The sequence below is a fragment of the Arthrobacter sp. TE26545 genome, from assembly GCF_056279005.1.
In genome coordinates, this window is record NZ_JBWBQM010000001.1 from 2,632,845 (window position 1) to 2,659,098 (window position 26,254).

The following is a 26,254-nucleotide window of genomic DNA, read 5'->3' on the forward strand; positions in this document are numbered from 1 at the left end:
CAGCCTTCCTTGCTTGAGGATGGCCAGCGGCTGGGCGCATGGCCATGGGCGCCCGGCTCGCGGGCTTCGTCCTAGCTAAGCATATTGCGGCGCAATTCGATGTGCCCGCGTTAACGCCTGTTTCGGCGCTGGGGGCGGTTTCACGCGGAAGCGGACGGCACCCGATGGTCCCGCCCGCTTCCGCTTCCGACTTACCGCTGTTACTGCTGTTACTGCTGTGGAGCGGCGTCCAAGGTGACGTCGATTTCGCGTTCCTGGCCGCCCCGCAGGATGGTGGCCTTGACGGTTGCGCCGGCTGCCTGCTCGCGGACGGCGGCGGTCAGCTGGTTTGGGTCGCTGATGGTCTGCCCTGCGAACTTGACCACGACATCACCCACCTTGACGCCCGCCTTCTCGGCGGCGGAACCCTTGGTGACACTGGCGACTTCTGCGCCCACCGAGAAGCTGGCGCTGCTTCCGGTGGCCGACTTGGCCTGCACACTGACGCCAAACTGGCCGTGGCTGGCCTTGCCGTCCCGGATGATTTCCTGGGCGACCCGCTTGGCATGGTTGATCGGGATGCTGAAGCCCACGCCGATGTTTCCGCTGGAGGTATCCGAAGTGCCGCTGCCGGCCGAGGCGATGGCGACGTTGATGCCGATTACCTCGCCCTTGCTGTTAACCAGGGCGCCGCCCGAGTTGCCCGGGTTGATGGCGGCGTCGGTCTGGATGACGTTGATGGAGATGGAGCCCTGGTTCGCGCTTGACTGGTTCCGGCTTTCACCGGGGGGAGCGAATTCAAAGCCTCCTTCGCCGTTTCCCTCGGAGCTGTCCGGGGCTTCCTTCGGCGCGGCCGAGGACGCCACGCTGATGGTGCGGTTGAGGGTGGAAACGATGCCGTCCGTGACGGTGCCGGTGAGGCCAAGGGGGGAGCCGATGGCGACGGCGGTGTCCCCCACGTTGATCTTGCTGGAGTCACCGAGGGTTGCGGGGACCAGACCGGACGGATCCGCGACCTTGATCACCGCGAGGTCGGACAAGGGATCGGTGCCCACGACGCTTGCCTTCAGCACGCGGCCATCGTGGGTGCGGACTTCGATCGAGGCGTTGGCGGTGGCGCCATCGAGAGTCACTACGTGCGTGTTGGTGAGGATGTGCCCCTGGTCGTCGATGATGATGCCTGAGCCGGTGCCGCCCTCGCTGCCGCTGGACGCCTTGATGGTGACCACGCTCGGCGAGGCCTTGGCCGCTGCAGCGGTGATCGCGTTGACGTCGTCCTTGTTGTTGACGATGACAGTGCCGCCGCCCTGGCTGCTGGTGCTCGCTGCGGGAGCCTGGTTGTCAAAGAGCTGGTTGCTGGCTGCCACAACGCCGCCGCCGACGAGTCCGGCCGCCAGGATGCTGGCGACGAGGGTCCCGACGCCGAACGCCGGCTTGCGCCTGGTGTCTGTCGCCGTGTTCCCCGGGGCTCCGGCGGGGGCACCCAGGTGGGAGAACTGCTGGGTGTGCTGGCTTGCAGGGTGCTGCTGGGAGGGGTAGCCAGGCCCAGGGTGGTGGCTGCCGGCGGTGCCGTAGAACGGAGCGTGCTGCGGGTACGACGGGCCTGCCTGCGGGGCCGCGCCCTGGTGAGGCTGCTGGAAGGGCTGGCCGCCCGCTGAAGGTTGGCCGCTCTGGACGGGCTGGCCAGGCTGGTAGGCAGGCAGCCGTGTGGTGGGCTGCTCCCCCGGGTGCCCGCCCGGAGCAGGGGTGCCAGTGGGCTGGCTGGCCTCGCTGCCGTACGGGGCCTCGGCATTGTTGTCTTCCGGGGTCTCGCGCTCAGCTCCCGGTCCCTGCGCTGGGTTCTCCGTCATGGGACTTCCTTTCTTCCTCGTCTGGCATTAACTATGGCCGCTTTTGCTGGATCAAGATCGGATGTTTGCTGAAAGCTTGCTGAACGCGGAAGCCAGCCATGCGCATCCTCCGCGGGCCCCTGGACGAACAGCCGCAAAAACTGCCTACAACGCGGGAAGTTCCGGCTTTTCTCCACGTTTCGCTGGCGGCATATTCGGCTCGGTGGACGCCTTTTTGGGTGCACCATAGAATCACAATGGAATTGCCACAGCGACCCTGCGGCTCTACAAACCATGCGTGGGGGCGCTGCTGCATTCTGTGACGATTGTTCCGGCCTGGACCAGTCGCAGACGTGCTGAAGGGTTGCGCATGCGGTCAATGTTGAAACGAGTTCTCGCCGTCATTGGCCTGACCGGATTATTGGCCTTCCCGGCCGCATCCGCATGGGCGGAAGACCCGGTGGACCTGAACCCGACCACCAAGATCGTGGACGATGCCGGCGTGCTGGGCAGCAGGACATCGGAAGTCCAGGACGCCATCAAGAAACTCGGAACCGAGCACTCGATGGTGCTTCACGTCGTCACGGTCAAGAAATTCGAAAACCCGACCAATCGGGAGGCGTGGACCGACAAGGTCGCCGAAAAGGCAAGCCTCGGATCCAACGCCCTCATTTTCGCAATCGCCACCGATACCCGGCAGTACATCCTGAACAAGGGCGGCAGCAAGATCACCGACGCCCAGATCGAAAGCATCAAGAGCAACGCCATTGGTCCGCAGCTTGCAAACAGCAACTATGCCCAGGCAGCGATCGACGCCGCAGCGGCCATCGGCGACGCCGCAGGCGGGGGCAAAGGCACGGTTCCCAATGGCGGCTCCGGGGCTGCCGTGCTCGTTGGCGCGGGCATCGTAGCGGCCGGCGGCGTCGGTACCTACCTCTACCTGCGCAACCGCCGCAAGAAGGGAGCTATGGGTTCCGGCACGGCATACTCCCCCGGACAGGGAGAGCCCGATCCGCTGGCCTCGTTGAGTGTCGAGGAACTGCGCCGCAAGGCCGGCTCCCTGCTGATCGAGGCGGATGACGCCATCAAGTCGAGCGAGCAGGAACTCGGCTTCGCCCAGGCACAATACGGTGACGCCGCCGTCGGGAACTTCACGAAGGCGCTGCAGGAAGCCAAGACGCACATGACAGAGTCCTTCAAGTTGCAGCAGCAACTCGATGACCATATTCCGGATACCGAAGAGCAGCAGCGCAGCTGGCTGGGCGAAATCATCCGCCGCTCTGAAGCCGCCCTCGCTTCGCTCCGGGAACAGAAGGCAGACTTCGATTCCCTGCGGGAGCTCGAAAAGAAAGCCCCGCAGGCCCTGGCCACCGTTGGGACGGGCGTCCGGGAAGCGGAGGCGAAGATTGCCAGTGCCGAGCAGTCCCTCAACGGACTCCGCGCGAAGTACGCCGGCAGCGCCCTCACGCAGGTCGCCGACAACATCACGCAGGCCAAGGAACGGTTGGCCTTCGTTCAGAACGCCACGGCGGCAGCCCAGGAAAAGCTGGCCGCGGGCGAAAACAGCCTTGCTGCTGTTGCCGTGCGGGCGGCCGAGGAAAGCCTCCACCAGACGAACGTCCTGATCGATGCCATTGGAAAGACCGCCGGCAGCCTCGATGAAGCCCGCGCCTCCCTTGAGAGCGCAGTCGTGGACACCAGCCAGGACCTCGCCCAGGCCAAGGCCATGATCCAGTCGGGGGCGCATCCCGAACTGGCCGGGCCCGTGGCCGGCGTGGAGTCGGCACTTGCGCAGGTGAAGGCCGAAATCCAGGCCGGCAAGATCGACCCCATTGCCACGCTCGACAAGGTGGAGAAGGCGCACCAGGCCCTGGACCAGTCCCTTGGCGGAATCCGTGACCAGCAGGAACAGGCCCGCCGCGCGCAGGCCTCGCTTCAGCAGACGATCATGGCGGCCCAGGCCCAGATCAGCGCCACGTCCGACTACATCACGGCCCGCCGCGGCGGGGTGGGCACCGAAGCCCGGACCCGCCTTGCCGAAGCACAGCGGAACCTTGACTACGCGCTTTCCATCTCCCGGAACGATCCCGTCACTGCCCTCGCTTACGCACAACAGGCGCACGCGCTGGCGGCACAGGCCGCTCAGGTGGCTCAGTCCGACGTCGAACAGTTCGGCGGCTATGCCAACCAGGGCTACAACAGCGGTGGCATGTTCGGTGGCGGCGGTGGCGGCCTGGGCGGTGCCATTCTTGGCGGCATCCTCATCAACTCCATCTTCGGCGGAGGTGGAGGCGGCTGGGGCGGCGGCCACAATGACGGCGGCGGGGGTGGAGGCTTCTTCGGCGGCGGCGGTGATAGCGGCGGCGGCTGGGGCGGCGGAGACGGCGGCTGGGGCGGGGACTCCGGCGGAGGCGGTGACTTCTAGCCCACAACGGGAGCTTCTAGCCCACAAAGACTAGGCGGGGCCCAAGCCCCACGTAGAAGCGGTACAACAACTGATCACTGGATTCAGTGGGACCCACTGAGCAGGACGAAAGGCAACACCATGGTTAAGCAGTCCATTTTCGGCAGGATCGCCCAGCTCGCCAAGGCGAACATCAATGCCTTGCTCGACCAGGCTGAGGACCCGCAGAAAATGCTGGACCAGATGGTCCGTGACTACACGAACAACATTGCCGAGGCGGAGTCCGCAGTGGCCCAGACCATCGGCAACCTCCGCATGCTCCAGGCTGACTACAACGAGGACATCAAGAACGCCCAGGACTGGGGCAACAAAGCCCTCGCAGCGTCCCGCAAGGCGGACGAGTACCGTGCGGCCGGCGATGCCGTCGACGCCGAGAAGTTCGATAACCTGGCCAAGGTGGCCATCCAGCGCCAGATGACCGCGGAGGGCGAAGCCAAAGCCGCAGAGCCGAACATTGCCTCCCAGAGCGAGGTGGTGGACCGGCTCAAGGTCGGCCTGGACCAGATGAAGAACAAGCTCAACCAGCTCACGGCCAAGCGCAACGAACTGGTTGCCCGTGCCAAGACCGCCCAGGCCCAGTCCCAGGTGCACGACGCCCTCAAGAGCATCGACATCATGGACCCCACCAGTGAGGTCGGCCGCTTCGAGGAGAAGATCCGCCGCGAAGAGGCCAAGGTCCTTGGCCAGCAGGAGCTCGCCGCGTCCAGCCTGGACGCCCAGTTCAACCAGCTTGAAGACCTCGGCGAGCAGACCGAGATCGACGCCCGCCTTGCGGCCCTGAAGTCCGGTGGCTCGACGGCGGCGATCGGCAGCGGTTCCGCTGCGCCCGCTGCCCCGGCCGTCAACGAAGCGGACTTCGACAAGCTGTAGGCCGCGGCGTCACGGCCTGCGGCGTCAACCGCCCGAGGACAAACAGACAGCCCGGTGGCCGGTCCTTCCTGGACCGGCCACCGGGCTGTTCATCTGCCAGACTTGGTGCTTAGTCAGTTGCCCCCATCTCAGGGGCGCTTTGCTTCGACGGCCAAGCGGCCAACGATCAGCCTCATGATCTCGTTGCTGCCCTCCAGGATCTGGTGGACGCGCAAATCCCGGAGAATCTTCTCCAGTCCGTATTCGGACAGATAGCCGTAACCGCCATGCAGCTGGACCGCCTTGTTGGCGACGTTGAATCCGGCGTCTGTGGCGACCCGCTTTGCCATCGCACAAAGCCGCACCGTGTCCGGCGCTCCCCGTTCCAAGGCGTCTGCGGCCCGCAGGAGCAGCGTCCTCGCAGTCTCGAGCTCGGTGTCCATGTCCGCGATCTCGAACAGCAATGCCTGCTGCTTGATCAACGGTCCGCCGAAGGCAGAGCGTCCGCTCAGGTACGCAATGGATTTCTCCATGGCGGCTTGGCCCCCGCCGAGGGAGCAGGCACCCATGTTGACCCGGCCGCCGTTGAGGCCCTTCATGGCAATACCGAAGCCGCTGCCTTCCTCCCCCAGCCTGTTGGCGGCGGGCACCCGGACGCCGTCGAAAATCACTTGCCGGGTGGGCTGTGCGTTCCAGCCCATCTTCTTCTCGTTCGGCCCATAGGACATGCCGGGGACATCGGCAGGCACCACGAACGCGGTGATGCCGTGGCTGCCCGAGTCGGAGGTTCGTGCCATGACCACGTAGACACCGGCGGCCCCGGCCCCGGAAATGAACTGCTTGGTGCCCGTCAATAGGTAGTCATCGCCGTCCCGCACAGCCTTGGTGGTAAGCGCAGCGGCATCCGAACCAGCCCCTGGTTCGGTGAGGCAGTAACTACCCAGCACTTCCATCGAAGCAAGCCCCGGCACCCACTTGGCGCGTTGCTCCTCGTTTCCGAAAGCATCGACCATCCAGACAACCATGTTGTGGATGGAGATGTAGGCCGCGATCGTAGGGTCCGCCTTGGACAGCTCCTCGAAAATGAGCACGGCATCGGTGCGGCTGAGGCCCGAACCGCCAAACTCTTCCTTTACGTAGATGCCGCCCATCCCGAGCTCACCGGCCTGCCGCAGGACGTCAACCGGGAAGTGTTTATGTTCGTCCCATTCGGCCGCATGTGGGGCAATGGCTGTTGCCGCGAAGTCGCGCACCATCTCGACTACCGCTTGCTGCTCTTCGTTGAGCTCGAACATGGGCACTCCTTTATCCGGGTTGGCCGGCTAGTTGCCAGGGTTTATTTGCTGACCTTCCCCGTCAAGGATGCGATGGGGCGAAGGAACAAGGGCCTGGCAAGGAACCAGGCGGCCACGATCACGGCGAGCGAGGCGGCGAAGATCCCGAAACCGATCCAGTTCTCGTCGCTGCTGCCGCCGTACATGTGGTTCAGGTTGCGCAGTGCTCCCGTTGCGAGCACCAGGGTGACATGCACGAGGGTGAAGGCCACGAAGTAGACCATCACCGGGAAATGCACGGCGCGGGCGAATTCGATCGGGTAGATCTTGTTGATGGCGGCCTTCTTGGGCCAGGCCGAGGAGGTGCGCAGGCCGGTAAGGATGGCGAGCGGGGCGGCGATGAAGACGGTGGCGAAGTAGGTCAGCAGCTGGAGGGCGTTGTAGTTGACCCAGCCGTTCTCAACAGGCCAGTTGAGGGAAAGGTACTGGATTCCGGCCGAGACCGCGTTCGGGAACACGTCCCAGCTGGTGGGGACGATCCGGACCCACTGGCCCGTGGCGAAAAGCAGGATGATGAAGAGCAGGCCGTTGAGGACCCACAGGGCATCCAACGTGAGGTGGAACCACAGGTCCAGGCTCATCTTCGTCGGAGCATTCCTGGTACGGATGAGTCCCTTGTTGTTGCGGGTCCAGTATGCCGGGGGCCGCTTGGCGGTGCGGACCTGCCAGCCGGAGCGGACGATGAGCACCAGGAAGAAGACGTTCAGGAAATGCTGCCAGCCCAACCAGGCAGGGATCCCCACCGCGGTGCCGGCGGGCAATTCGGAGCGGCCCGGATAGTCGTGGAGGAAGGATTGTCCGGCTGAGCTGCCAGTGAACCATTTGGCCAGCAGCACGAAGATGAGAAGGAGCAGCAGGGCGCCGGAAACGGCCAGGACCGGTCGAAGCCACTTGCTTTGCTTCGCTGACGGCTTCTTGGTGGGGGCGGACATCTTCGCAGACACCTCTCGGGGAACTTTGGCAATCATGGACGCATCAAGCTAACAGGCTTTCGCCTGCCGCAGCCAAGGCCTGTTACGCCAGTCTTCGGATGCGGCCATCGGGTGCCCGTCACTGCTGACTTTCCTTGCCGTCCGGGCGCCCAAAACCGAGAATACTAGGAAATCCAACTATTCTCCATGGGCCAAAAACAAAAGATCCGGACCAGTTTGCACTGATCCGGATCTTCTTCCAGTTGCGGGGACAGGATTTGAACCTGTGACCTCTGGGTTATGAGCCCAGCGAGCTACCGAACTGCTCCACCCCGCGTCGCGGTCTCTACTCTACCCTATTTTCGGCGGGCTCCTGACCACCTGCTTCGCGACGGCGGAAGCGCCTCGAAAAACAAAAGATCCGGACCAGTTTGCACTGATCCGGATCTTCTTCCAGTTGCGGGGACAGGATTTGAACCTGTGACCTCTGGGTTATGAGCCCAGCGAGCTACCGAACTGCTCCACCCCGCGTCGCAGGAACTACATTACCGTCCGGTGAATGCGGGGCCAAATCCAGGCGACGTGACGTCCGTCTCCCCCGCCGCCGGAATGGGTCAGGTGGCGGGAAACGGAAAGAGCCGGCGCCCGCCATCCATCGCGGGCACCGGCTCCCTCAAAGGGTTTACGTTCCTGGACCCTAGCCGCTCTGCGTCGGGGTCGGCGTCGCGGTGCTCGACGGCGACGGCGACGGTGTCACGCCAAGGCGGGATTCGGCGTCGAGCGCTTTCTTCAGGGCCGCGGCGAGCTTGCTCTGCTGGGCTCCGTAGGCCGCGAAGTCGCCCTTCTTCAGGGCGTCCTGGCCGGCTTGGATGGCATTGTTGGCTTCGTCCAGGGCCGCCTTAAGGTCCGCCTTGGCGTCCTCCGCTCCGGACGGGGCGTTCGGCGTGCCGGGCGTCTGCCCGTTGTTTGCCGAGTCACCCGCCTGGGCTCCGGAGTTGCCACCGAACAGCTGGTCCAAGGCCTCGTCCAGCGTCTTTGCGAAGCCCACTTGGTCACCGAAGGCGACCAGCACGCGCTGCAGCGTGGGGTACGAGGTTTCGCCCGTGGATTTCACGTAGACCGGCTGCACGTACAGCAGGCCGCCGCCCACGGGAAGGGTCAGGAGGTTTCCGTTGAGGACATCGGTAGCGCCCTGGCGCAGCAGATTCAGATCCTTAGACACCTCGACGTCGGAGTTGAACTTGTTCTGCGCTTGGCCGGGGCCAGGCACTTGGGTATCGGTGGGCAGCTGGAGCAGTCGCAGCTGGCCATAGCCTTCCGCCTTCACGCCCTTGCTGCTTCCAGCCTCGGAGTCAGCCGACAGGAAGCCGTACAGGATGTTGCGGGCGTTGCCGTTGACGGTCTGCGGGATGAAGGAGGAGGTCAGCTGGAACGCCGGCTTAGTCTGGCCGGGCATCTGCAGGGACATGTAGAACGGGGGCTGCTTGGGTGGATCCGCGCCAGGCACGGTCGGATCGTTCGGCACGCTCCAGGCGTCCACGTTGTTGTAGAAACGGTCCGGATTGGTGACGTGGTAGCGGCCCAGCAGTTCGCGCTGGACCTTGAACAGGTCCTCCGGATACCGGACGTGGCTCATGAGCTGACCGGACATTTCCGAAAATGGCTTGATGGTGCTCGGGAAGATCCTCTGCCAGGACTTCAGGATGGGATCCTGGTCGTCCCACGCATAGAGTGTGACCGAGCCGTCGTAGGCGTCCACGGTGGCCTTCACCGAGTTCCGGATGTAGTTGACGGTGCTGTTGGGCAGCACCGCCGTGCGGCCGGCAGTGGTCTGCGTATCCGCCGTGACGTTCTGCAGTTGCTGCTGCTGGGAGTACGGGAAGTACTGGCTGGTGGTGTAGCCGTCCACGATCCACTTGACCCGGCCGTCGACCACCGCAGGGTAGGCATTGCCGTCCACGGTCAGGTACGGGGCCACCTTCTCCACGCGTTCGCGCGGCGTGCGGTCGTAGAGGATCTGGGACTTCTCGTTCACGCCGTCGGACAGCAGCAGGTCCGAGGACTGGAACTTCATAGAGTACAGGATGCGGTTGAACCAGTTGCCCACATTCGGCCCGCCGTTGCCCGTGAAGGTGTATTGGGTGTCTGTGGAGCCGTCCTTGCCCGCGGGCCGGTCCTGTTCGCGGTGGGTGGAGCCGTCCGGGGCGCCGACCACCGAGTAGTCGGTGGTGTTTTCGCCGAAGTAGATCCGGGGCTGGTAGCTCGAGTCGTTGCCGAGGACGCCGCTGGAGGGGATCCCCGAAAGCAGGAAGTCCGGCTTGCCGTCAACAGTGAGCTTGTTGCCCTTCGCGGCAACCACGCCATACCCGTGGGTGTACACGATGTGCTTGTTGTACCAGGTCTGCTGGCCGGTGCTGATGCCGTCGGAGTTGAGCTCGCGGACCGCGATGACGGTGTCCTGGGTCTTGCCGTTGACGGTGTAGCGGTCGACGTTCAGGGCCTTCGGGAACTGGTAATACGGGCGGTACTGCTCAAGCTGGCCGAACGCAGAGGACACCAGGTTCGGGTCGAGCAGGCGGATGTTGGCCGCTGTCTGTGCGTCTTTCGCCAGGGCCCCGGAGCTGGCGGTGGTGGTCGCCTTGTAGGGCTGGACCTGTACCTTGTCCAGGCCGTAGGCGGCACGGGTCATGGAGATGTTCCGCTGGATGTACTTGTTCTCCAGGGTCTGCTCCGAGGGGCGCACCTGGAACTGCTGGATCACCCAGGGGTAGACGCCGCCGGCGAGGATCGAGGTGATGATCAGCATCGCCGTGCCGATCACCGGCAGGCGCCAGCGGCCGATAACGGCCGCGATGATGAAGAGGATGGCCACCAGGCCCGCCGCCACCGCGAGGATGGACTTGGTGGGCACGACGGCGGTGACGTCCGTATAAAGCGCACCGGCCCAGCGGCCGCCGTTGTTCTGCACCGTGCCGTAGACATCGAGCCAGAAGTTCGCGCCCAGCAGGAGCAGGAACAGGGCACCGCTCACCGCGAGGTGGATCTGGGCGGCACGGCTGGTGAACACGCCGCGTTCCATGAGCCGGATGCTGCCGTACAGGTAGTGGGTCAGGATTCCGGCGATGCCGGCGACCACCACCACGCTGATCAGGAATCCGGTCACGAAGCCCAGGAACGGCAGGGTCATCAGGTAGAAGCTGATGTCCAGGCCGAACTGCGGATCCTGCTGCCCGAACTGTTCCTGGTTGAAGAACAGCAGCACCTTCTGCCACTGGCTGGCGGCGGCGCTGCCGGCGAAAAGGCCAAACAGTATCGGCAGGCCGATCATGACCACACGGCGCACCGGTTCAAGCTGGACCTGGTAGCGGCTGAGGTTGTCCCGCACGTCGGAATCCGGGGCGTAGACCGGACGCGCACGGTACGCCAGGCGGATCGAGGCATACACGGCGCCGAACATGAGGACGAACCCGCCGGCAAAGGTCAGGATCCGTGCAAGGTTCTCGCGGACGTAGACCTCGAAGAAGCCAAGCTGCTGGTACCAAAGGACGTCGGTCCAGACGTTCGAGAAGAAAACGAAGGCCACGACTGCGAGCGCCACGACAATCAAGGTGGGAGTCAGGGCACCCCGTCTCAGCGGCGGTCTTCCGGGCGGGCGGGTGCTTGCAGGACGGGACAAACCAGGTACCTCATAGCTCGTTGTCAGATATACGGTTCAGTGCGAGTGTTCAGCGGCCTGTCCCCCGCAACACAGTCCAGCCATGCTGCGCGGTCCGGGGCCGTCAAATATGCCACGAGTGGCGGCGGAGCTAAGTTCCATCGCCAGTCTAGTTCTTGGTACAGGCCGGCAGCCCGGAGGTGTCCTGCCCTTCGGCGAGCCGTTTCACGGCCGCTTCGGCATCGCCGAGCGTCTCCACCTTGACCACCTGCAGGCCGTTGGGGACATGGCCCACCACATCGTCGCAGTTGGCTGCGGGAGCCAGGAAGAGGCTGGCTCCCTTCGCCCGCGCACCGTGCATCTTCTGCGCGATTCCGCCGATCGGTCCCACCACTCCGTCAGGGGAAATTGTTCCGGTTCCGGCAATGTGCTTGCCGCCGGTAAGGTCGCCCGGGGTGACGGTGTCGATGATCCCCAGGGCGAACATCATTCCGGCACTCGGCCCGCCCACGTCCTCAAGGGAAATCTTCACCTGGAACGGGAACGTGAACTTGTACTGCAGCGCCACGCCCAGCAGCCAGCGGTCGTTTTCGCCCTTCTTGGGGGTGATGCTGACGGTGACCGCTTTGCCCTGGCGCTCAACGACGACGGCGGCAGGGGCTCCCGCAGTGGCGGCCAGTTCGCCCTGGATGACGGCGAGGGTCGTCACGGCCTTGCCGTTGATGGACGTGAAGACGTCGCCTTCACGGAGTTTCCCTTCCGAGGCCGAATTGCTGCTCAGCCCGGCGACTTCGAGTTTCTGGCTGAAGGGAATGTCCAGTTCCTTCAGGGCGGCGGCGACCGCGTTCTCCTGCGAGGACGTCATGGCCAGGGCGCTCTCCTGTTCGGATTCCTCCTTGGTGATGCCCTTGGGGTAGATCAGTTCCTCCGGGTAGACCGCCTTGGAGCCGTCCAGCCAGGCCTGGAAGGCCTCCACCAGATTGACCGGACCGTTGGGTCCGCCGCTGATGTAGACCGTAGTCAAGTCGAGGTTGCCCTTGGCGGGGAAGCTTTCGTGCCCGCTGACGGAAATCACGGGCTTTCCGTTGGCCGAACCCAAGGTATTGAAGGTCGGTCCGGGAGACTCCACCACGTAGGGAACCGGGAGCGCCACGGCGGCAATGCCCAGGAGGATCACGAGGGCCCCCGAAATGAGCATCGCGGTGTATCGGCCGTTGCGCGGCAGGGGCTGCTCCGTGCCCTCAAAAGGTGCCGGCTCCTGGAACTGCTGCCCGCCGTCGTCGAAGCTTCCGGTACCCCGGCCGTTCCAGGGGTTCGGCGATGTGTTCAATGAATTGGCCTCTCCGTGCGCACCGGCAGGTGCGCAATGTCGTGTCGCCGGACGCTTCGCGCCCGGCACCCTTCTCAACGTCCCACCCTACGACGCCGTGCCCGCCGGATGCTGCTTTGCCTAGAGCGAACGGGCCTCCCGCAAGGCAGACAGCCCCGTCCCTGCGCGGTAACTTGAAGATGATCCCAGTCAGCAGCGACGATCGGCGGCACCATGACTTCCAAGCCCAATACCCCCTCCAACGGGGACGATGCACCCCAGGATCCTTTGGCGGAAATGCTGAAGAACCTGATGGGCGGCCAGGGCATGGGGGACATCGACCCGGCGGAGCTGGCCAAAGCAGCGGGCCTGCCCAACGATCCTGCCCTGCTCCAGCAGATGTTCTCCCAGGTGCAGGCCATGATGAGCTCAAGCTCCGAAGGACCGGTCAACTGGCAGCTGGCCCACGAGAATGCGCGCCGGGTGGCCGCGGCAGGGAGCGATCCCTCGGTCACTTCCGCACAGAGCCGCGCCATCGATGAAGCGCTCCGGCTGGCCGAACTCTGGCTGGATCCGGTCACGGACCTGGAAGCCACCGGGCTGATCGGCCGCGCGTGGTCGCGTGCGGAGTGGGTGGAAGCGACCCTTGGCACCTGGAAGCGCCTGACCGAGCCGGTGGCGAACAGCATCGCCAACGCGCTTTCGGACGCGCTGACCCAGCAGATGCCGGAAGAGATGAAGTCCATGATGGGCGGTGCCTCGTCCATGCTGCAGAACATGGGCGGCGCCATCTTCGGCATGCAGCTGGGCCAGGCCATCGGCGCCCTGTCCGCGGAAGTTGTCAGCTCGACAGACATCGGCGTTCCCCTTGCCGACCTGGAAATGGCCTTGCTTCCCAGCAACGTTGCCAAGTTCGGCGAGGGCCTCAGTGTCCCGGAAAGCGACATCCGCCTCTACCTTGCCGTCCGGGAGGCGGCACACGCCCGTCTATTCGTCCAGGTCCCGTGGCTCCGCGGCCATCTGCTCGGCGCGATCGAAGCCTATGCGCGAGGCATCCACATCGACATGAGCCGGGTCGAAGACCTGGCCCGCGACCTCGATCCCGGCAACCCCGAAGGCATCCAGGAAGCCCTGTCCCAGGGCGTGTTCACTCCTGAGCGCACTCCGGCCCAGTCCGCTGCCCTGGAGAAGCTGGAAACGGCCCTGGCCCTGGTGGAAGGCTGGGTGGACGAACTGACCGCCGCCGCAACGGAGAAGATGCTGCCCTCGGCCGCGGCCCTGCGTGAAACCGTGCGCCGCCGCCGCGCCACCGGCGGGCCCGCCGAGCACGCGTTCTCCTCCTTGGTCGGCCTGGAACTGCGGCCCCGCAGGCTCCGCGAAGCTGCCACCTTGTGGGCAGCATTGAAGGAAGAGCGCGGAATCGCCGGCCGTGATGCCATCTGGCACCACCCGGACCTCTTGCCGACGGCCGAGGATCTCGACGATCCCAAGGGTTTCTCCGAACGCCGCCGCCTGGCCGAAGCCAGCGACAGCGAGGTGGACGACGCCCTTCAGAAGCTGCTGAACGGGGGTTACGACTCCCCCACGGACTCTGCCGGCCCGGATGCCGGGGACGCCCAGGACGGCGGTACCGAAGACGGCGGTACCGAAGACGGAGATACCGGGGACGGCTCCAGCGGGGCGAAGGCCTAGCAGCCCCCGGATTCCCCGGCTGGGCTTCCCGGTCCCCTCCCCAGACCGCGCGACGTGGCGAAGGCTACTCCTTCAAGGAAAGCCTTCGCCCGTTGCGTTTCCGGGTATGCCTCCAGGAGGCGCCAGAACGCGGCATTGTGCCCGGCAACCAGCAAGTGGGCCAGTTCGTGCAGCAGCACGTAGTCGATCACCCATTGCGGCATGGGCTTCAACTTGTCCGAAAGCCGGATGCTGCCTTCCGCCGGTGTGGCCGAGCCCCAACGCGAGTTCTGGTTGCCGACCCACCGGACCGACGTCGGGACTGCCCGCCCGCCCAGGTACCTGTCCGAAAGCGCCGCCGCGTGGGCGGCCAGCTCCGCGTCCCCTGATGGCCGACGGCGTCCAGCGCCTTGCGCGCGGCGCTCCCCCTGCCGCTTGAGCTTCTCGAGCATCCGCCGCACCCATTCACCCTCCTGCGCCTGGGTGAACGACGCAGGGATGGCGACGACGGCGTTCCCGTCCTCCCAGAAAGCGGCCACCGTGCGGCGACGGCGCGACGACCGGCGCACGACAACGGGGGCGCCGTCGTGGGTGAGTTCGGGCATCGGGGTACGGTCAGGAGCCATCGCCGTTCCCGCCTTCGGCCAGCACCGCGAGGACGGCCTCCCCGTACTTTTCCAGCTTCGAAGGGCCGACGCCGGCCAGCGTGGCAAGCTCCTCCAAGCTTGCGGGGCGGGCCTCGGCGATGGCGGTCAGGGTTGCGTCGGTGAAGACCACGAACGCCGGAACCTCCGCGGAGCTTGCCTCGTCCTTGCGCCACTGCCGCAGCGCCTCGAACGTCTGTTCCTCGTAGCTGGGCGGGCACTGGCGGCAGCGCCCGATCTTGCGTTCGGCGCCGGTGGCGAGCATGCTGCCGCACACCCGGCACGACGCCGGGGCAGCAGCCTTGCGGCGGGGCAGCGGGCGGCTGCGGGCGCTGGCCGAACCGACGGAGTCGGGGCGCAGTCCGTCGAGGAAGCGGGACGGCTTGCGGTTGGCGCGCCCGCCCGGTGTGCGGGCCGTCGACCAGGACAGGCTGAGGTGCTCGCGTGCACGGGTGATGCCGACATAGAGGAGGCGCCGCTCTTCGTCCACGGCTTCCGGGGTGTCGGCGAAGGAAATGGGCATGAGGCCTTCGCTCAGGCCGACCAGGAACACAGCGTCCCATTCCAGGCCCTTGGCGGCATGCAGCGAGGCCAGGGTGACCCCCTGCACCGTGGGGGCATGCTGGGCGACGGAACGTTCCTGGAGTTCGTTGACGAACTCGGCGAGGGTGAATTCCGGGCCGCGGTTCACCGCAAGTTCGTCCGCAAGGGCCACCAGTGCGGCCAGGGATTCCCAGCGTTCCCGCAACGCGCCCCCACCGTGCGGGGCGGAATCGGAGTAACCCAGCGATGCCACGATGTCCCGGACCAGCTGGCCGAGCGGTTCGCCGGCGGTTTCCGCGGCGGCACGGGTCGCGGCGCGGAGTTGCAGGATCGCGTCGCGTACTTCCTTGCGGGCGAAGAAGCGCTCCCCGCCCCGGAGCTGGTAGCCGATACCGGCCGAGGCGAGGGCCTGTTCGTAGGCTTCGGACTGCCCGTTGGTGCGGAAAAGGACGGCGATCTCGCTTGCCTGGACCCCGGCGTCGAGCAGTTCGCGGATCCGGCCCGCAACCACGGCGGCCTCGGCTTCGTCGTCGGGGCATTCCATGAACCGGGGTTCGGGCCCGCCCGGGCGCTGTGCCACCAGCTGCAGGGGCTTCGCCCAGGCGGCGTCGGCGGCCGGCCCGCCGCTGCGGCGGGAGCCCAGCAGTTCGTTGGCGAGCTTCACGACCTGGGGTGTGGAACGGTAGTCACGGACCAGCTTGACGACGGTAGCCTCCGGGAACTGCTTCTTGAAACCCAGGAGGTGCTTGGGCGATGCTCCGGTGAAGGAGTAGATGGTCTGGCTGGAGTCGCCCACCACGCAGAGTTCATCCCGGTCCCCGAGCCACAGCTCCAGGAGCCGCTGCTGCAGCGGCGAAACGTCCTGGTATTCGTCCACCACGAAATGCCGGTACTGTTCCCGGACCGTGGCGGCCACTTTCGGATCCTCCTGGAGGATGCCCACGGTGATGAGCAGCACGTCCTCGAAGTCGATGACGTTGCGGTCCGTCTTGACGTCCTCGTAGGACTGGAAGACCCGGGCGACGGCGGTGAGGTCGAAGCCGCCGGGGGTGCCGCGGCCCTGGGCGTTCTCCAGGTAGTTGGCCGGGGTGAGCATGGAAACCTTGGCCCATTCGATTTCCGCGGCGAGGTCACGGATGGACGCGCGATCGGTGCTCAGACGCAGCCGGCGCGCGGCCTCGGCGATCATGGTGGCCTTGTGGTCCAGCAGGTTCGGCAGCGTGCCGCCGATAGCCTGGGGCCAGAAGAACTGCAGCTGGCGCAGGGCTGCTGCGTGGAAGGTGCGGGCCTGGACATTGCCGGCGCCCAGGTCCCGCAGGCGGCTGCGCATCTCGGCGGCGGCCCTGGCTGTGAAGGTCACGGCGAGCAGGCGCTGCGGGCTGTACACGCCGGAGTGCACGCCATACGCGATGCGGTGGGTGATGGCCCTGGTCTTTCCTGTTCCGGCTCCGGCCAGGACGCACAACGGTCCGGACAGGGTGCTGGCAACCTCGCGCTGTTCGGCATCGAGGCCGCCCAGGATGCGGTCCTCCAGCGAACCTCCAAGGACGTGGGTCTCAGAGGTCACTTCTGGAGGTCCTCGATGGCGCCGCCGTACCAGTGCTCAATCAGGGAACGCGCAATCGACAGCCGGGACGGGATCGTGATCTCCCCGGAGAGCACGGCCTCCTGGAGTTCCTCGCGGCTGAACCAGCGCGCCCGGGTGACCTCGACGCCGTCGGGCCGGGCCTCTGCGTCTTCGGTGAAGGCGGTGAACCCCAGCATCAGGGACGCCGGGAAGGGCCAGGACTGGGAACCCAGGTACTGACAGCTGCTGACCCGGACGCCGACTTCCTCTCCGATTTCACGGACCACTGCCTGTTCAAGCGACTCGCCGGGTTCCACGAAGCCGGCCAGGGTGGAATGGTTGATCGACCCGGCGGGTCCTCCGCCGCCAAGGAGCACCCGGCCGTCCGGACCGACCACCGTGACGATGATTGCAGGGTCCGTGCGCGGGTAGTGTTCGGAGTTGTCCTTGGGGCAGCGCCGCACCCAGCCGCCGGCCTCGATGTCGGTGGGGGTGCCGCATTGCGGGCAGTGGGTGTGCGTGGCATGCCAGTTGGCGATGGCGCTGGCCTGGATGAACAGCGCAGTGTCCGTGGCGTCCAGGCGGGCAGCCACTTCCCGGAAGCCCACCCAGGAAGCAGTCGCGGGGACGCCCACGGTACCGGGCTCGGGGGACGCGGCGGGAACGAACAGCAGCACCGGAGTGTCCCGCGGGTGGGCTGCATCCGTCAGCGTCCTGCCGAGGTAAATCGCAGTGACCGGCGCCCCGGAGGCCTCCCGCAGCGAGGCCAACAGTGTCCCGGCGTCGCCCAGCCACAGGGCATCCCCGTCGACCAGGGCCTGCCGCTCCGCCAGCACCATCGCCTTCGCGGTCCCGGAGGCGATGAGTTCTTCGACTACCCCGGGCTTGATGCGTTCGGCGGATCCCCGGTCAACCATGGCAGGACGGACTGGGAGAAGGGTGTCCGTCAGGTGGTTCGCCGGGGCCCGGAACTCGGTAAAACTCATGTACCTACCGTACTGACTCGCACCGACAAATAACATTTGCCCTGTTCAGGGGGCCACGGCCTGCGCAGCGGCCTTCCGCGGCAGCTTTTCAGGCCCGATCTGGAGACTCGCCGCGGGACATCGCCCGGACGGCCGTCCGTGACTCTACCGTGGGAGGTGTGAGAAGAACACCGCTCGAACTGGCCGCAATTGCAACAGCGGCAGTGCCCGGCCTGGCGCCGACAGCCACTGCTTCCGCCCCGGACGACGCCGCCGATTTCGACTCGGCCTTGCTGCTCGACGCCGACGGCAAGCGCTGGCGGGTTCGCTCACCGAGGCATGCCGAGGCCAGCGCCCGGCTGGAGACAGAGTTCATGGTGCTGCGGGCGTTCACCCCGGCCATCCGTGCGGAACTTCCCTTCCTGCTTCCCAGCATTGCCGGCACCGTGCGGCAAGGCTCATTGAGCACGTTCGTCTACACCCACCTGGCCGGTTCGACCCGCAGCATCGAGGAACTTTCAGCCTGCAGCGACGCCTTGGCCAAGGAAATCGGAATTGCCCTGGCCGCCGTCCACGACCTGCCGCAAGCGCTGGTCAACAACGCCGACCTTCCCAGCTACACGGCCAATGAGTTCCGCCAACGCAAGCTCAATGAGCTGGACCAGGCCGCTACCACCGGCAAGATCCCCACGATCCTCCTTCGCCGCTGGGAGCATGCGCTGGAGGACGTCGCACTGTGGCGCTTCAACCCCTGCGTTGTCCACGGCGACCTGCATGAGGACAACCTGCTGGTGGACGGCGACCGGGTGACCGCTCTGACCGGCTGGACCGATCTTCGCATCGGCGACCCCGCGGACGACTTCGCCTGGCTGGTTGCCTCCAACGAGCAGTCCTTCGTCGAGGCCGTGCTGCGGCACTACACCGAGGCCCGCCGGGACAAGGCCGATAACCATCTGCTGCGCCGCGCTGCACTTCTCGCTGAGTTCGCCCTGGCCCAGTACCTGGTGAAGGCCCTCGCCGCCGGGCACGCTGCCATGACCGCCGAAGCCGAAGCCATGCTGAAGTCGCTGGCGGACGACATCGGCGAGCAGGAAGCGGCCGACGAAGCTGCCGCCGGCGAAACCGCCGCCGCGGCTCCGGCTCCTGCGCAGCCGGGCGTCAGCGCGTCTTCCGGCGTTACTGCGTCTTCCAGCAATACCGCGTCTTCCGGCGTTACTGCGTCTTCCAGCGTTACCGCTGCCGCGCAAGCGGCCGCCAGTGCGACGACGCCGGCGGTCACTGTGAGCGCGGTGCCCACCCCTGCCGTCAGCGTCGCTCCCATCCCCGGCGCCGGTCCGGGCGCCACTGAAACCGATCCTGGGGACGACGCCCCAACGGCCTCGGAAACCTCGACGGCGGCCATCCGGATCGTGCAGACGGCCGCCACGGATGCACCGGAAGACAGTTCCTCCGCGGAGTCGGACGGTCAGCCGGGCGCGTCCGCCGAGGACGGTTCCGCGGACGGGCCGTCCGAGGACGACCCGTCCGCGGCAGGCGAGGCGGGCCTGCAGGGCGCCGACAATCGATAGCCTGCAACACCCTCCTCGGACCTACCCTGTAAGTTCACTCCCCCGGCCGGGAAAGCGCGTCCGCGATGATCGCCTCGAGCTCCGCCGCTGAGCCGAGGTCGTGCGGACGGACCACGGCGTCGTCCGGGACGTAGTAGAAAGCAGCACTGACCGTTTCCAAGGGCACTCCCTTCAGGCGCGCCCAGGCAAGTCGGTACACCGCCAACTGCACCGAGCGACTGGCGAGGCGGCCGCCGGAGGGGCGCCTGCCGGTCTTCCAGTCCACCAGTTCCCAGCTGCCGTCGGCATTGCGGAACACGGCGTCGATCCGTCCGCGGACCACCACGCCGGCGATGCTCGTCTCCACCGGCACTTCGACGAAGGCGGGAGCGCGGTGGGCCCATTCGGAGTTCTTGAAGGTATCCACCATGTCGTCGAGGCCGTAGGCGGCATCGATATGGGCGTCGGCCCCCGATTCCTCGCCAAGGTCCAGCATTCCGCTCGTGCCGAAATACTCCTCCACCCACGCATGGAACGCCGTTCCCTTGCGGGCCGCGACCCCGGGTTCGCGGGGCACGGGACGCCTGAGCTGGGCGAGGACCGCATCCGGATCGTCACCCAGTTCCACGAACATGGACGCGGAAATGTGGCCCGGCAAATGGATGTCCTGGACCGGTTTCCGCTGCCGCGAGCGCTTCAACAGCAGATCGGCCTCCGTCGCCCACCCGGCAGCGGCCCCGTAAAGCACGGCCCCGCGCAGCGGAGCTGCCCCGCCCGGTCCGGCAGGGTCCTCCGGGAGGCACAATGGATCTCCCGGGCGCAGCCCGTCGATGGCCCGCCGGACGCGATCCGCCGCGGCGTCCATGGCGGCGCGACGGCCCGGCACGTTGCGCAGCCGTTCCCCGGTCCGCGGGTCACAAGGACCTTCGAGCGGATCGTAGGGGAAGATCGCCAGTTCGGCAGCGACGGTCAGCGGGCTTTCCGCCGGCAGTTCGTCTTCGCGCAGGGACCCAGCATGGATGCCGGCGGCAGCCCCGGCGTCGGGCCTATCCGGCAAGTCGACGGCGTCCATCAAACCGTCCGCCAGACCAGGCGCTTGCGTCAGCCCTGGTGCTTCCGTCAACGGCGCGAGCTCGGAAAGGAATGGCGAAATCTCGGCGATTCTGGACCGCGAACCGTTCCAGGCCGCGCTCGACAGCCAAAGCACGAATTTGGCGCGGGTGTACGCGACATAGGCCAGGCGCCGTTCCTCGGCTTCCCCGTGGTGCTGGACTTCGGCCTTGAACACCTTTTCCGCGTCCAACCAGCCCTTCTGGTCCGGCTGGTCCAGGTCCCATTGCGGCAGGTCCGCACGGTCGCCGCGAAGCGGCCACGGAAGTGCTGCCGCTCCGCTGCTCCACCGGGAGTCCCTGCTGCTGGGAAAGGCCCCCGCGTTGAGGCCCGGTACGAAAACGACGTCCCATTCCAGGCCCTTGGAGGCGTGGACCGTGAGCAACTGCACGGCCTCGTGGTTGACCTCAGTGGCGGCGGCGTCCAGCCCGCCTTCCTCGGACGCGGCGGCTTCGAGCCAGGAGAGGAACGCCAGCAGGTCCACCCGCTGGGAGGTCTGCAGGAATCCGGCCGCGGCGTCCTGGAAGGCATCAAGGTTCCGGCGGGCCTGGTGGATGCTGATCCCGGGCTTGGCGGCCACTTCGACGTCGAGCAGCATGGCCCGTTCTACCTCACCCAGCAGGGTGGTGAGGTCGTCCCCGAGGAAGCTGCGCAGCATCCTCAGCTCCGTCGAGAGCCTGCCCAGCCGTTCCTGGGCGGCGGGGGTCAGTGAACGGCCGTGGGCCGATGTCCAGCCCGGGCGGGGCAGGAAGTCCAGGGCTTCCACGAGGCTCGCGGCGTCGGTGATATCGCCTTCCACGAGGACGTCAGCGGCGCCCTCGTCTGCGGCGAGATCCGCCATGAGGGCCTCCGGGCCGGGGCTGCCGTGCGCGCGACGCCGGGCGAGGAAGCGCGACCAGTCGTGGAAGGCCATGAGGTCGGCCGTGCCGATCCGCCACCGCGCACCGGCGAGCAGGCGCATCAATGCGTCCGAGCGGCCCGGATCGGCCAGCACCCGCAGCGTGGAGACGAGGTCCACGATCTCGGGGGTGTCGAGGAGACCGCCCAGGCCGACAATTTCGTAGGGAATCCCCTGCAGTTCGAATTCACGCCGCAGGACCTCCATCTGCGCCCGTCGGCGGCAGAGAACCGCCATGCTCGGCAGGACGGCTTCCCCTGCCGGGTCGGTTTCGAAGATGGTGCGGCGGTAGCGCATGACATCCCGGGCAACTGCCGCTGCTTCGTCCTCATCTGTAGCGAAACGCCCCAGGACGACGTTGCCTTCCACGGCTGCCGGGCTTGGCCGCAGCGGCGGGACCGACACCGCGCTCCCCTGCGTCCGTTCACCGGCCGGCCCACCGGACGAGGCCGACTTGTTCAGGGGTGCGGAGATGACGTTGGCCGCGCCAAGGATGTTGCGGCCGTTCCGCCATGCCGTGGTCAGGTAGGACACCGGGGCCGGAACGAACGACGCCGGGCGGTCGCCGTCGTCGTTCCTTGCCGGGAACTCCTGGACGAAATGGAACAGCTGCCCGGCCGAAGCGCCGCGGAAACCATAGATCGACTGGTTGGGGTCCCCCACCGCCGTGACGGCATGGCCCTCACCGAAGAGCCGCGAGAACAGCACGAGCTGGGCGTGCGAGGTGTCCTGGAATTCGTCGAGCAGCACTACTTTGTAGCGGGACCGCTCGGTGGCGGCGGCCACCGGGACGTCCCGGGCGATTCTGGCCGCCAGCGCCACGAGGTCGCCGAAGTCGAGCACGCCCCGTTCGCGCTTGGCGGCCTGGTAGCGGCCGACCATGTCCGCGACGCTGGCGCGGGTCAGCAGCATGGCGTTCAGCTCGGAGGCGGCCTGGGTGGGGTTCTTCTTGGCTCCTGCCTGGTAGGGCAACTGGCTGAACTCCGCGGCCCTCTCCGTGAGCCACGACTGGACTTCGGCGGGCTCCCGCAGGTGCTCCGCACATTCCCCCGCCAACTGCACTACCGCGTTGACGAGGGTGGATTTCGCCGCGGTGAAGTGCTCGTAGGGGCCGTCGTAGCCTTCGACGACTTCGCTGGCCAACTGCCAGGCCTGGGCTCCGCCCAGGAGCACCACGTCGCGCTCGATGCCCAGGCGCAGCCCGTAGTCCGAAACTATGCCGCTGGCGTAGGAGTGGTAGGTAGACACTTTGGGCTCGAGTTCATCGGAACCTGCCAGCCAGTCAGGGAAACGGTGGCGTCCGGGGTCTGCGGCGGCGATCCGCTGCAGGGTGGCCAGCTTGGCCCGGATGCGGCTGGCCAGTTCCCCTGCCGCCTTCCGGGTGAAGGTGACGCCGAGGACCTCCTCGGGCCGGACCCAGCCGTTCGCCACCAGCCACACAACGCGGTCTGCCATGGTGGCTGTCTTCCCCGATCCGGCACCGGCGATGACCAGCCGGGGAGAGAGCGGCGAGGCGATGATGGCCGACTGTTCATCGGTGGGGCGGTTCTTCTCGCCCATGACGGCGGCGAGTTCGCCGGGGGTGAAGCGCGGCTCGGGAACCGCTGCACCGGGTTCCGGTGCGATCCCGCCCAGTGCCGGGGCGAGGGTGTCGAGCGTCATTCCGTAACCTGCTTTCCTCGGGCACAGAGCGGGCAAATCTCGGGCAGGCGGCACCCGTGGCCGCCGTGGCCGCCCTTGGAAGGATCATGCCGGGCTTCGAACGTGGCCCCGGACATGAGGGCGGCAGCTTCGTTGACCATGTCCTGTGCCCAGTTGTCTCCCGCTTCGAGGGCCTCCTGGACCTGGATGCCGGGAGCCTTGGTCTTGGTACCAAGCTGGGCCAGCACGGCTCCACCGGGGACAGCTCCGTTCGGAGCAGCACCCTCCGGAAGGCCGGTCCCGGCGTCGAACGCCCCTTGGAGCACGGCAGCCTGGTAGGCGCCGAGCTGCGGGTGGCGGGCGAGTTCGGTCTTGCCGGGCTGTCGTTTGCCCGTCTTGAGGTCCACGATAACGAGCCTGCCCTCGGCGTCGATCTCCAGGCGGTCCACCTGGCCCCGGAGCATGGCGGCCCGCTCACCGACCGGCGGCAACGGAACCTCGAAATCAAGTTCGACACCGAGGAGATGCCGGCCTTCGCTGCGCATCACGAGGATGTACTGGGCCAGTTTCCGGACCATGGCCTCTGCCCGCTGGAAATCCAAGCGGCCCTCCCAGTTGTCCTTCATGCCGAGGGCCGGCCAGCGCCGCGCCAGTTCCGCAAGGTACTCGGCCCCCGAAGCGTCGGGAAGTTCCTGGGCGATGGCATGCACCAACGTGCCCAGGCTCCGGGCGAAATCAGTGGCGGCCTCGCCGCCGGCAGCCTGCACGAACCAGTCCAGGGGAGACTTGTGCACGGATTCGACCTTGGACGGTGACACCATCACTGTCCCTCCTTCCGGGACCACGGCGGCCTCGCTGCTCAGCGGAGCCAGGCCCCACCAGCTGTCCGGATGGGCGCCTGGGACCGGGGGTTCGGCCGAGGCCAGGTGCGCCAGGACCCTTGCGGCTTCTGCGGCCTCGTCTTCCGGACCCGCGGCGGGCACGCCGCGGACAGGAGCGGGAGCGGACGGATCAGCCTGGACCGTCGGATCAGCCTGGACCTTCTGGCGAAGCTCGGCCACGAGGGCGCGGAGGGTCATGGGGCGCTCCACCGGCGTGTAGCCGCGGCTGTACTGGCCGGGGCCAAGGGGCGCCACGTAGTCCAGGAACGCCGAAGGCTGCTCGTCTTCCGACGACACTGCCGTGCAGATGAGCAGTTCCTTGGCGCGGGAAACGGCGGTGGAAAAGCTGCGGAGTTCGTCGTAGCGGATGTCGCGGAGCCGGCTGAGCGGGCCGCGCTGCAGGGCGTGGTCCACGCCGTGCTCGACGGCGTCCGCAAACAGGGTGCTGCCCAGGAGCTCACCGCGCAGCCGGGTGTTCGGCCACACCCCTTCCTGCAGGCCTGCCACAATGACCACTGGCCATTCCCTGCCTGCCGCGCTGGCCGGGGTCATCAGCTCCACGGCTTCTTCCAGCTGGGCGCGCGCCGCCAGGGTGTCCATCGGCAGTTCCTGGTTCATCAGGTACTCCAGGAACTGCTCGGCGCCCGACCCCGGCAGCTGGTCGACATACCGTTCCGCGGTGTGGAAAAGGGCCATCATCGCGTCGAGGTCGCGGTCCGCGCGGGCACCCGCCGCGCCGCCGTCGAGCGCCAGTGCCGTCCACCGCGCCGCCAGTCCGCTGCTTTGCCACAACGCCCACAGCACGGTCTCGGCATTGGCTCCCGCCTGCCCCAAGGCTTCCCCGCCGGCCGCGATCATGCGCGCGATGCGCCGCGCGGAACTGCCTTCGATTCCCAAGGAACCCAGGGCGCCGGGTTGGAGCAGCGCTTCCACCAGCAAGGATTCGCTGGCCCGCCCGCCGCCGCCCAGCAGTTCCTCCCGGCGCAGCGACTGCCGGAGCCGTCGCAGTTCGATGGCGGTGGCTCCGCCGATCCGCGAGGTCAACAGGGACACAGCGAGTTCCGGCGTGAGTTTTGCGCGATCGAGCACCACGCCGTAGAGCTCCAGCAGGGGACGCACCGCAACCTCGTCGCGGACGGCGGCGTCCGCCACCGGCACCTGCACCGGGATTCCCTGCCCGGACAGGTAGCGCTGGAGCTGGGCGAGCTGCCCGCCGTTGCGCACGATCACGGCAAGGTCACTGAATGCGCGGCCTTCACGCAGCTGGGCCTCGAGGATGCGCTGGGCCACGTAGCGGAGTTCGTGGGCGGGGGACGGCAGAAGGTGTGCCTCCGCGCGGCCTTCCTGGCCCTGGGCACCGCTGATTTCGAGGCGCCGCGCCAGCTGGCCGCCCTGGCGCTGCGAAATGCGCGCGGCGACGCCGAGCCAGGCCTTCGCCACGGCAGGCGCCTGGCGGTGGGCGGTCCATAGGGGAAGCTCCTGCACGGTTCTTTCCCCAAGCGGATCTCCCTGGACAGGGTCGCCGCCAAGCAGTCGGGGCAGCTCCGCCACGAGATCCGGGCGGGCACCGCGGAATCCCTGGACCACCGTATCCGGGGAGGACGTGATCAAGGCGTCCTTGCCTTCGGCGATATCGGTGAGCAGTTCGAAAACCGCCGGGTTCGCCTCCTGGATGTCGTCGACGAGGATCAGCTGGAGCCGTTCGCGTTCGGCTGCCAGGAATCCGGGCGCGTCCTGGAAAATCTGCCGTGCGGCCGTGATGATCCCCGCCGGGTCGAAGGCCTCGGGCATGCGCAGGTCCAGCACGTCGCGGTATTCCGAATAGAGGTGGGCGGCAGCCATCCAGTCCGGGCGGTCGCATTCGTAGGCGAGAGCGGTGAGGTCCTCGGCGGTGCGGCCGGATTCGATGATGCGGTCGAAGAGCTGGCGGATCTCCTGGCGGAAACCGCGGGTGGCCAGCGCCGCGGAGAGGTCCTCCGGCCAGGGCAGTTCCAGGCCTGGCCGGCTGTGGCCCTCGAGCAGCTCTTTGATGATGAGGTCCTGCTCGGGGCCGGAAAGGAGCTTCGGCGGCCGCGGCAGCGGCAGGACGCCTTCCGCCTTCGCCCGCCGGATGAGATCGAAAGCGTAGGACGCCCAGGTGCGCGCCGGCGTCGTGCTCAATGTCCGCCCGAGGCGTGCGGTAAAGCGGTCCCGCAGTGCCGAGGCGGCGTGCCGGCCGGGCGCCAGGATCAGGATGCGGCCGGGGTCGATGCCGTCCCGCTCCACCCGCCGGACAGCTGTTTCGACCAGGACGGTGGTCTTTCCCGTGCCGGGCGCGCCGGGTACCAGGACGGGCCCGGAACCATGCGGAAGCCCGACGACGGCGGCCTGGTCGGCGGACAGCGGCGGCACCGTGCAGATGTTTTCGCGCGGCGGGACAAGCCGGAGGCGTGCGGCTGAATGTGGGGTTGGCGGCTG

Annotated in this window: 14 protein-coding genes and 2 tRNA genes; 4 read left to right on the forward strand and 12 right to left on the reverse strand. The window is 67.0% G+C overall.

Going from position 1 to position 26,254, the window contains the following annotated elements; genetic code table 11:
• Positions 1–209: 209 nt before the first annotated feature.
• On the reverse strand, positions 210–1,829 hold the full coding sequence (locus ACZ9CK_RS11835; protein WP_476050041.1) for a S1C family serine protease: 1,620 nt from the start codon (positions 1,827–1,829) through the stop codon (positions 210–212).
• A 349-nt stretch (positions 1,830–2,178) separates the two neighbouring features.
• Here ACZ9CK_RS11835 and ACZ9CK_RS11840 point away from each other — a divergent pair, with 349 nt between their 5' ends.
• Both ACZ9CK_RS11840 and ACZ9CK_RS11845 read left to right on the forward strand, forming a co-directional pair.
• Entirely contained in the window at positions 2,179–4,233 is a 2,055-nt protein-coding gene (locus tag ACZ9CK_RS11840; RefSeq protein ID WP_426298688.1) for a TPM domain-containing protein, read from the forward strand.
• 120 nt (positions 4,234–4,353) lie between these two features.
• Positions 4,354–5,142, forward strand: coding sequence for a PspA/IM30 family protein (locus tag ACZ9CK_RS11845; RefSeq protein ID WP_426298690.1), 789 nt, complete (start codon positions 4,354–4,356; stop codon positions 5,140–5,142).
• Positions 5,143–5,270: 128 nt separating this feature from the next.
• On the opposite strand, the gene ACZ9CK_RS11850 is transcribed toward ACZ9CK_RS11845, so the two are convergent.
• The 6 genes from ACZ9CK_RS11850 to ACZ9CK_RS11875 form a co-directional block, all read right to left on the reverse strand.
• Positions 5,271–6,416: an acyl-CoA dehydrogenase family protein gene (locus ACZ9CK_RS11850; RefSeq protein WP_426298692.1), complete on the reverse strand. Its 1,146-nt coding sequence runs from the start codon at positions 6,414–6,416 to the stop codon at positions 5,271–5,273.
• 41 nt (positions 6,417–6,457) lie between these two features.
• Complete coding sequence (locus ACZ9CK_RS11855; RefSeq protein ID WP_476050042.1) at positions 6,458–7,387, reverse strand: cytochrome b/b6 domain-containing protein; 930 nt, start codon at positions 7,385–7,387, stop codon at positions 6,458–6,460.
• 242 nt (positions 7,388–7,629) lie between these two features.
• Positions 7,630–7,703, reverse strand: a tRNA-Met gene (locus tag ACZ9CK_RS11860).
• A gap of 120 nt (positions 7,704–7,823) precedes the next feature.
• Positions 7,824–7,897 (reverse strand) — tRNA-Met (locus ACZ9CK_RS11865).
• A gap of 166 nt (positions 7,898–8,063) precedes the next feature.
• Positions 8,064–11,042, reverse strand: coding sequence for a UPF0182 family membrane protein (locus ACZ9CK_RS11870; RefSeq protein ID WP_476050043.1), 2,979 nt, complete (start codon positions 11,040–11,042; stop codon positions 8,064–8,066).
• Between the two features lie 148 nt (positions 11,043–11,190).
• Positions 11,191–12,351: a YlbL family protein gene (locus ACZ9CK_RS11875; protein WP_426298698.1), complete on the reverse strand. Its 1,161-nt coding sequence runs from the start codon at positions 12,349–12,351 to the stop codon at positions 11,191–11,193.
• 213 nt (positions 12,352–12,564) lie between these two features.
• Between ACZ9CK_RS11875 and ACZ9CK_RS11880 the strand changes: the two genes are divergently transcribed.
• Positions 12,565–14,022, forward strand: coding sequence for a zinc-dependent metalloprotease (locus ACZ9CK_RS11880; RefSeq protein WP_476050044.1), 1,458 nt, complete (start codon positions 12,565–12,567; stop codon positions 14,020–14,022).
• Here the strand turns inward: ACZ9CK_RS11880 and ACZ9CK_RS11885 are convergent.
• From ACZ9CK_RS11885 to nudC, 3 genes are read right to left on the reverse strand one after another with little or no spacing between them, the layout of a single operon-like run.
• Positions 14,019–14,627, reverse strand: coding sequence for a M48 metallopeptidase family protein (locus tag ACZ9CK_RS11885; protein ID WP_476050045.1), 609 nt, complete (start codon positions 14,625–14,627; stop codon positions 14,019–14,021). The two genes, ACZ9CK_RS11880 and ACZ9CK_RS11885, sit on opposite strands and share 4 nt — an antisense overlap.
• Positions 14,617–16,755, reverse strand: coding sequence for an ATP-dependent DNA helicase UvrD2 (locus ACZ9CK_RS11890; RefSeq protein WP_476050046.1), 2,139 nt, complete (start codon positions 16,753–16,755; stop codon positions 14,617–14,619). Before ACZ9CK_RS11890 ends, ACZ9CK_RS11885 begins: the two co-directional genes overlap by 11 nt.
• A complete protein-coding gene (gene nudC, locus ACZ9CK_RS11895; RefSeq protein WP_476050047.1) occupies positions 16,752–17,741 on the reverse strand; it encodes an NAD(+) diphosphatase in 990 nt (329 codons plus the stop codon). The genes ACZ9CK_RS11890 and nudC overlap by 4 nt, the downstream gene beginning before the upstream one ends.
• 158 nt (positions 17,742–17,899) lie before the next feature.
• Between nudC and ACZ9CK_RS11900 the strand changes: the two genes are divergently transcribed.
• Positions 17,900–19,288, forward strand: coding sequence for a macrolide 2'-phosphotransferase (locus ACZ9CK_RS11900; protein WP_476050048.1), 1,389 nt, complete (start codon positions 17,900–17,902; stop codon positions 19,286–19,288).
• A 34-nt stretch (positions 19,289–19,322) separates the two neighbouring features.
• Here ACZ9CK_RS11900 and ACZ9CK_RS11905 read toward each other — a convergent pair whose 3' ends face one another.
• Entirely contained in the window at positions 19,323–22,937 is a 3,615-nt protein-coding gene (locus ACZ9CK_RS11905; protein WP_476050049.1) for an ATP-dependent helicase, read from the reverse strand.
• The gene (locus ACZ9CK_RS11910) at positions 22,934–26,188 is read right to left on the reverse strand and encodes an ATP-dependent helicase (RefSeq protein ID WP_476050050.1); all 3,255 of its coding nucleotides are present in this window, start codon (positions 26,186–26,188) and stop codon (positions 22,934–22,936) included. Before ACZ9CK_RS11910 ends, ACZ9CK_RS11905 begins: the two co-directional genes overlap by 4 nt.
• Positions 26,189–26,254: the final 66 nt, after the last annotated feature.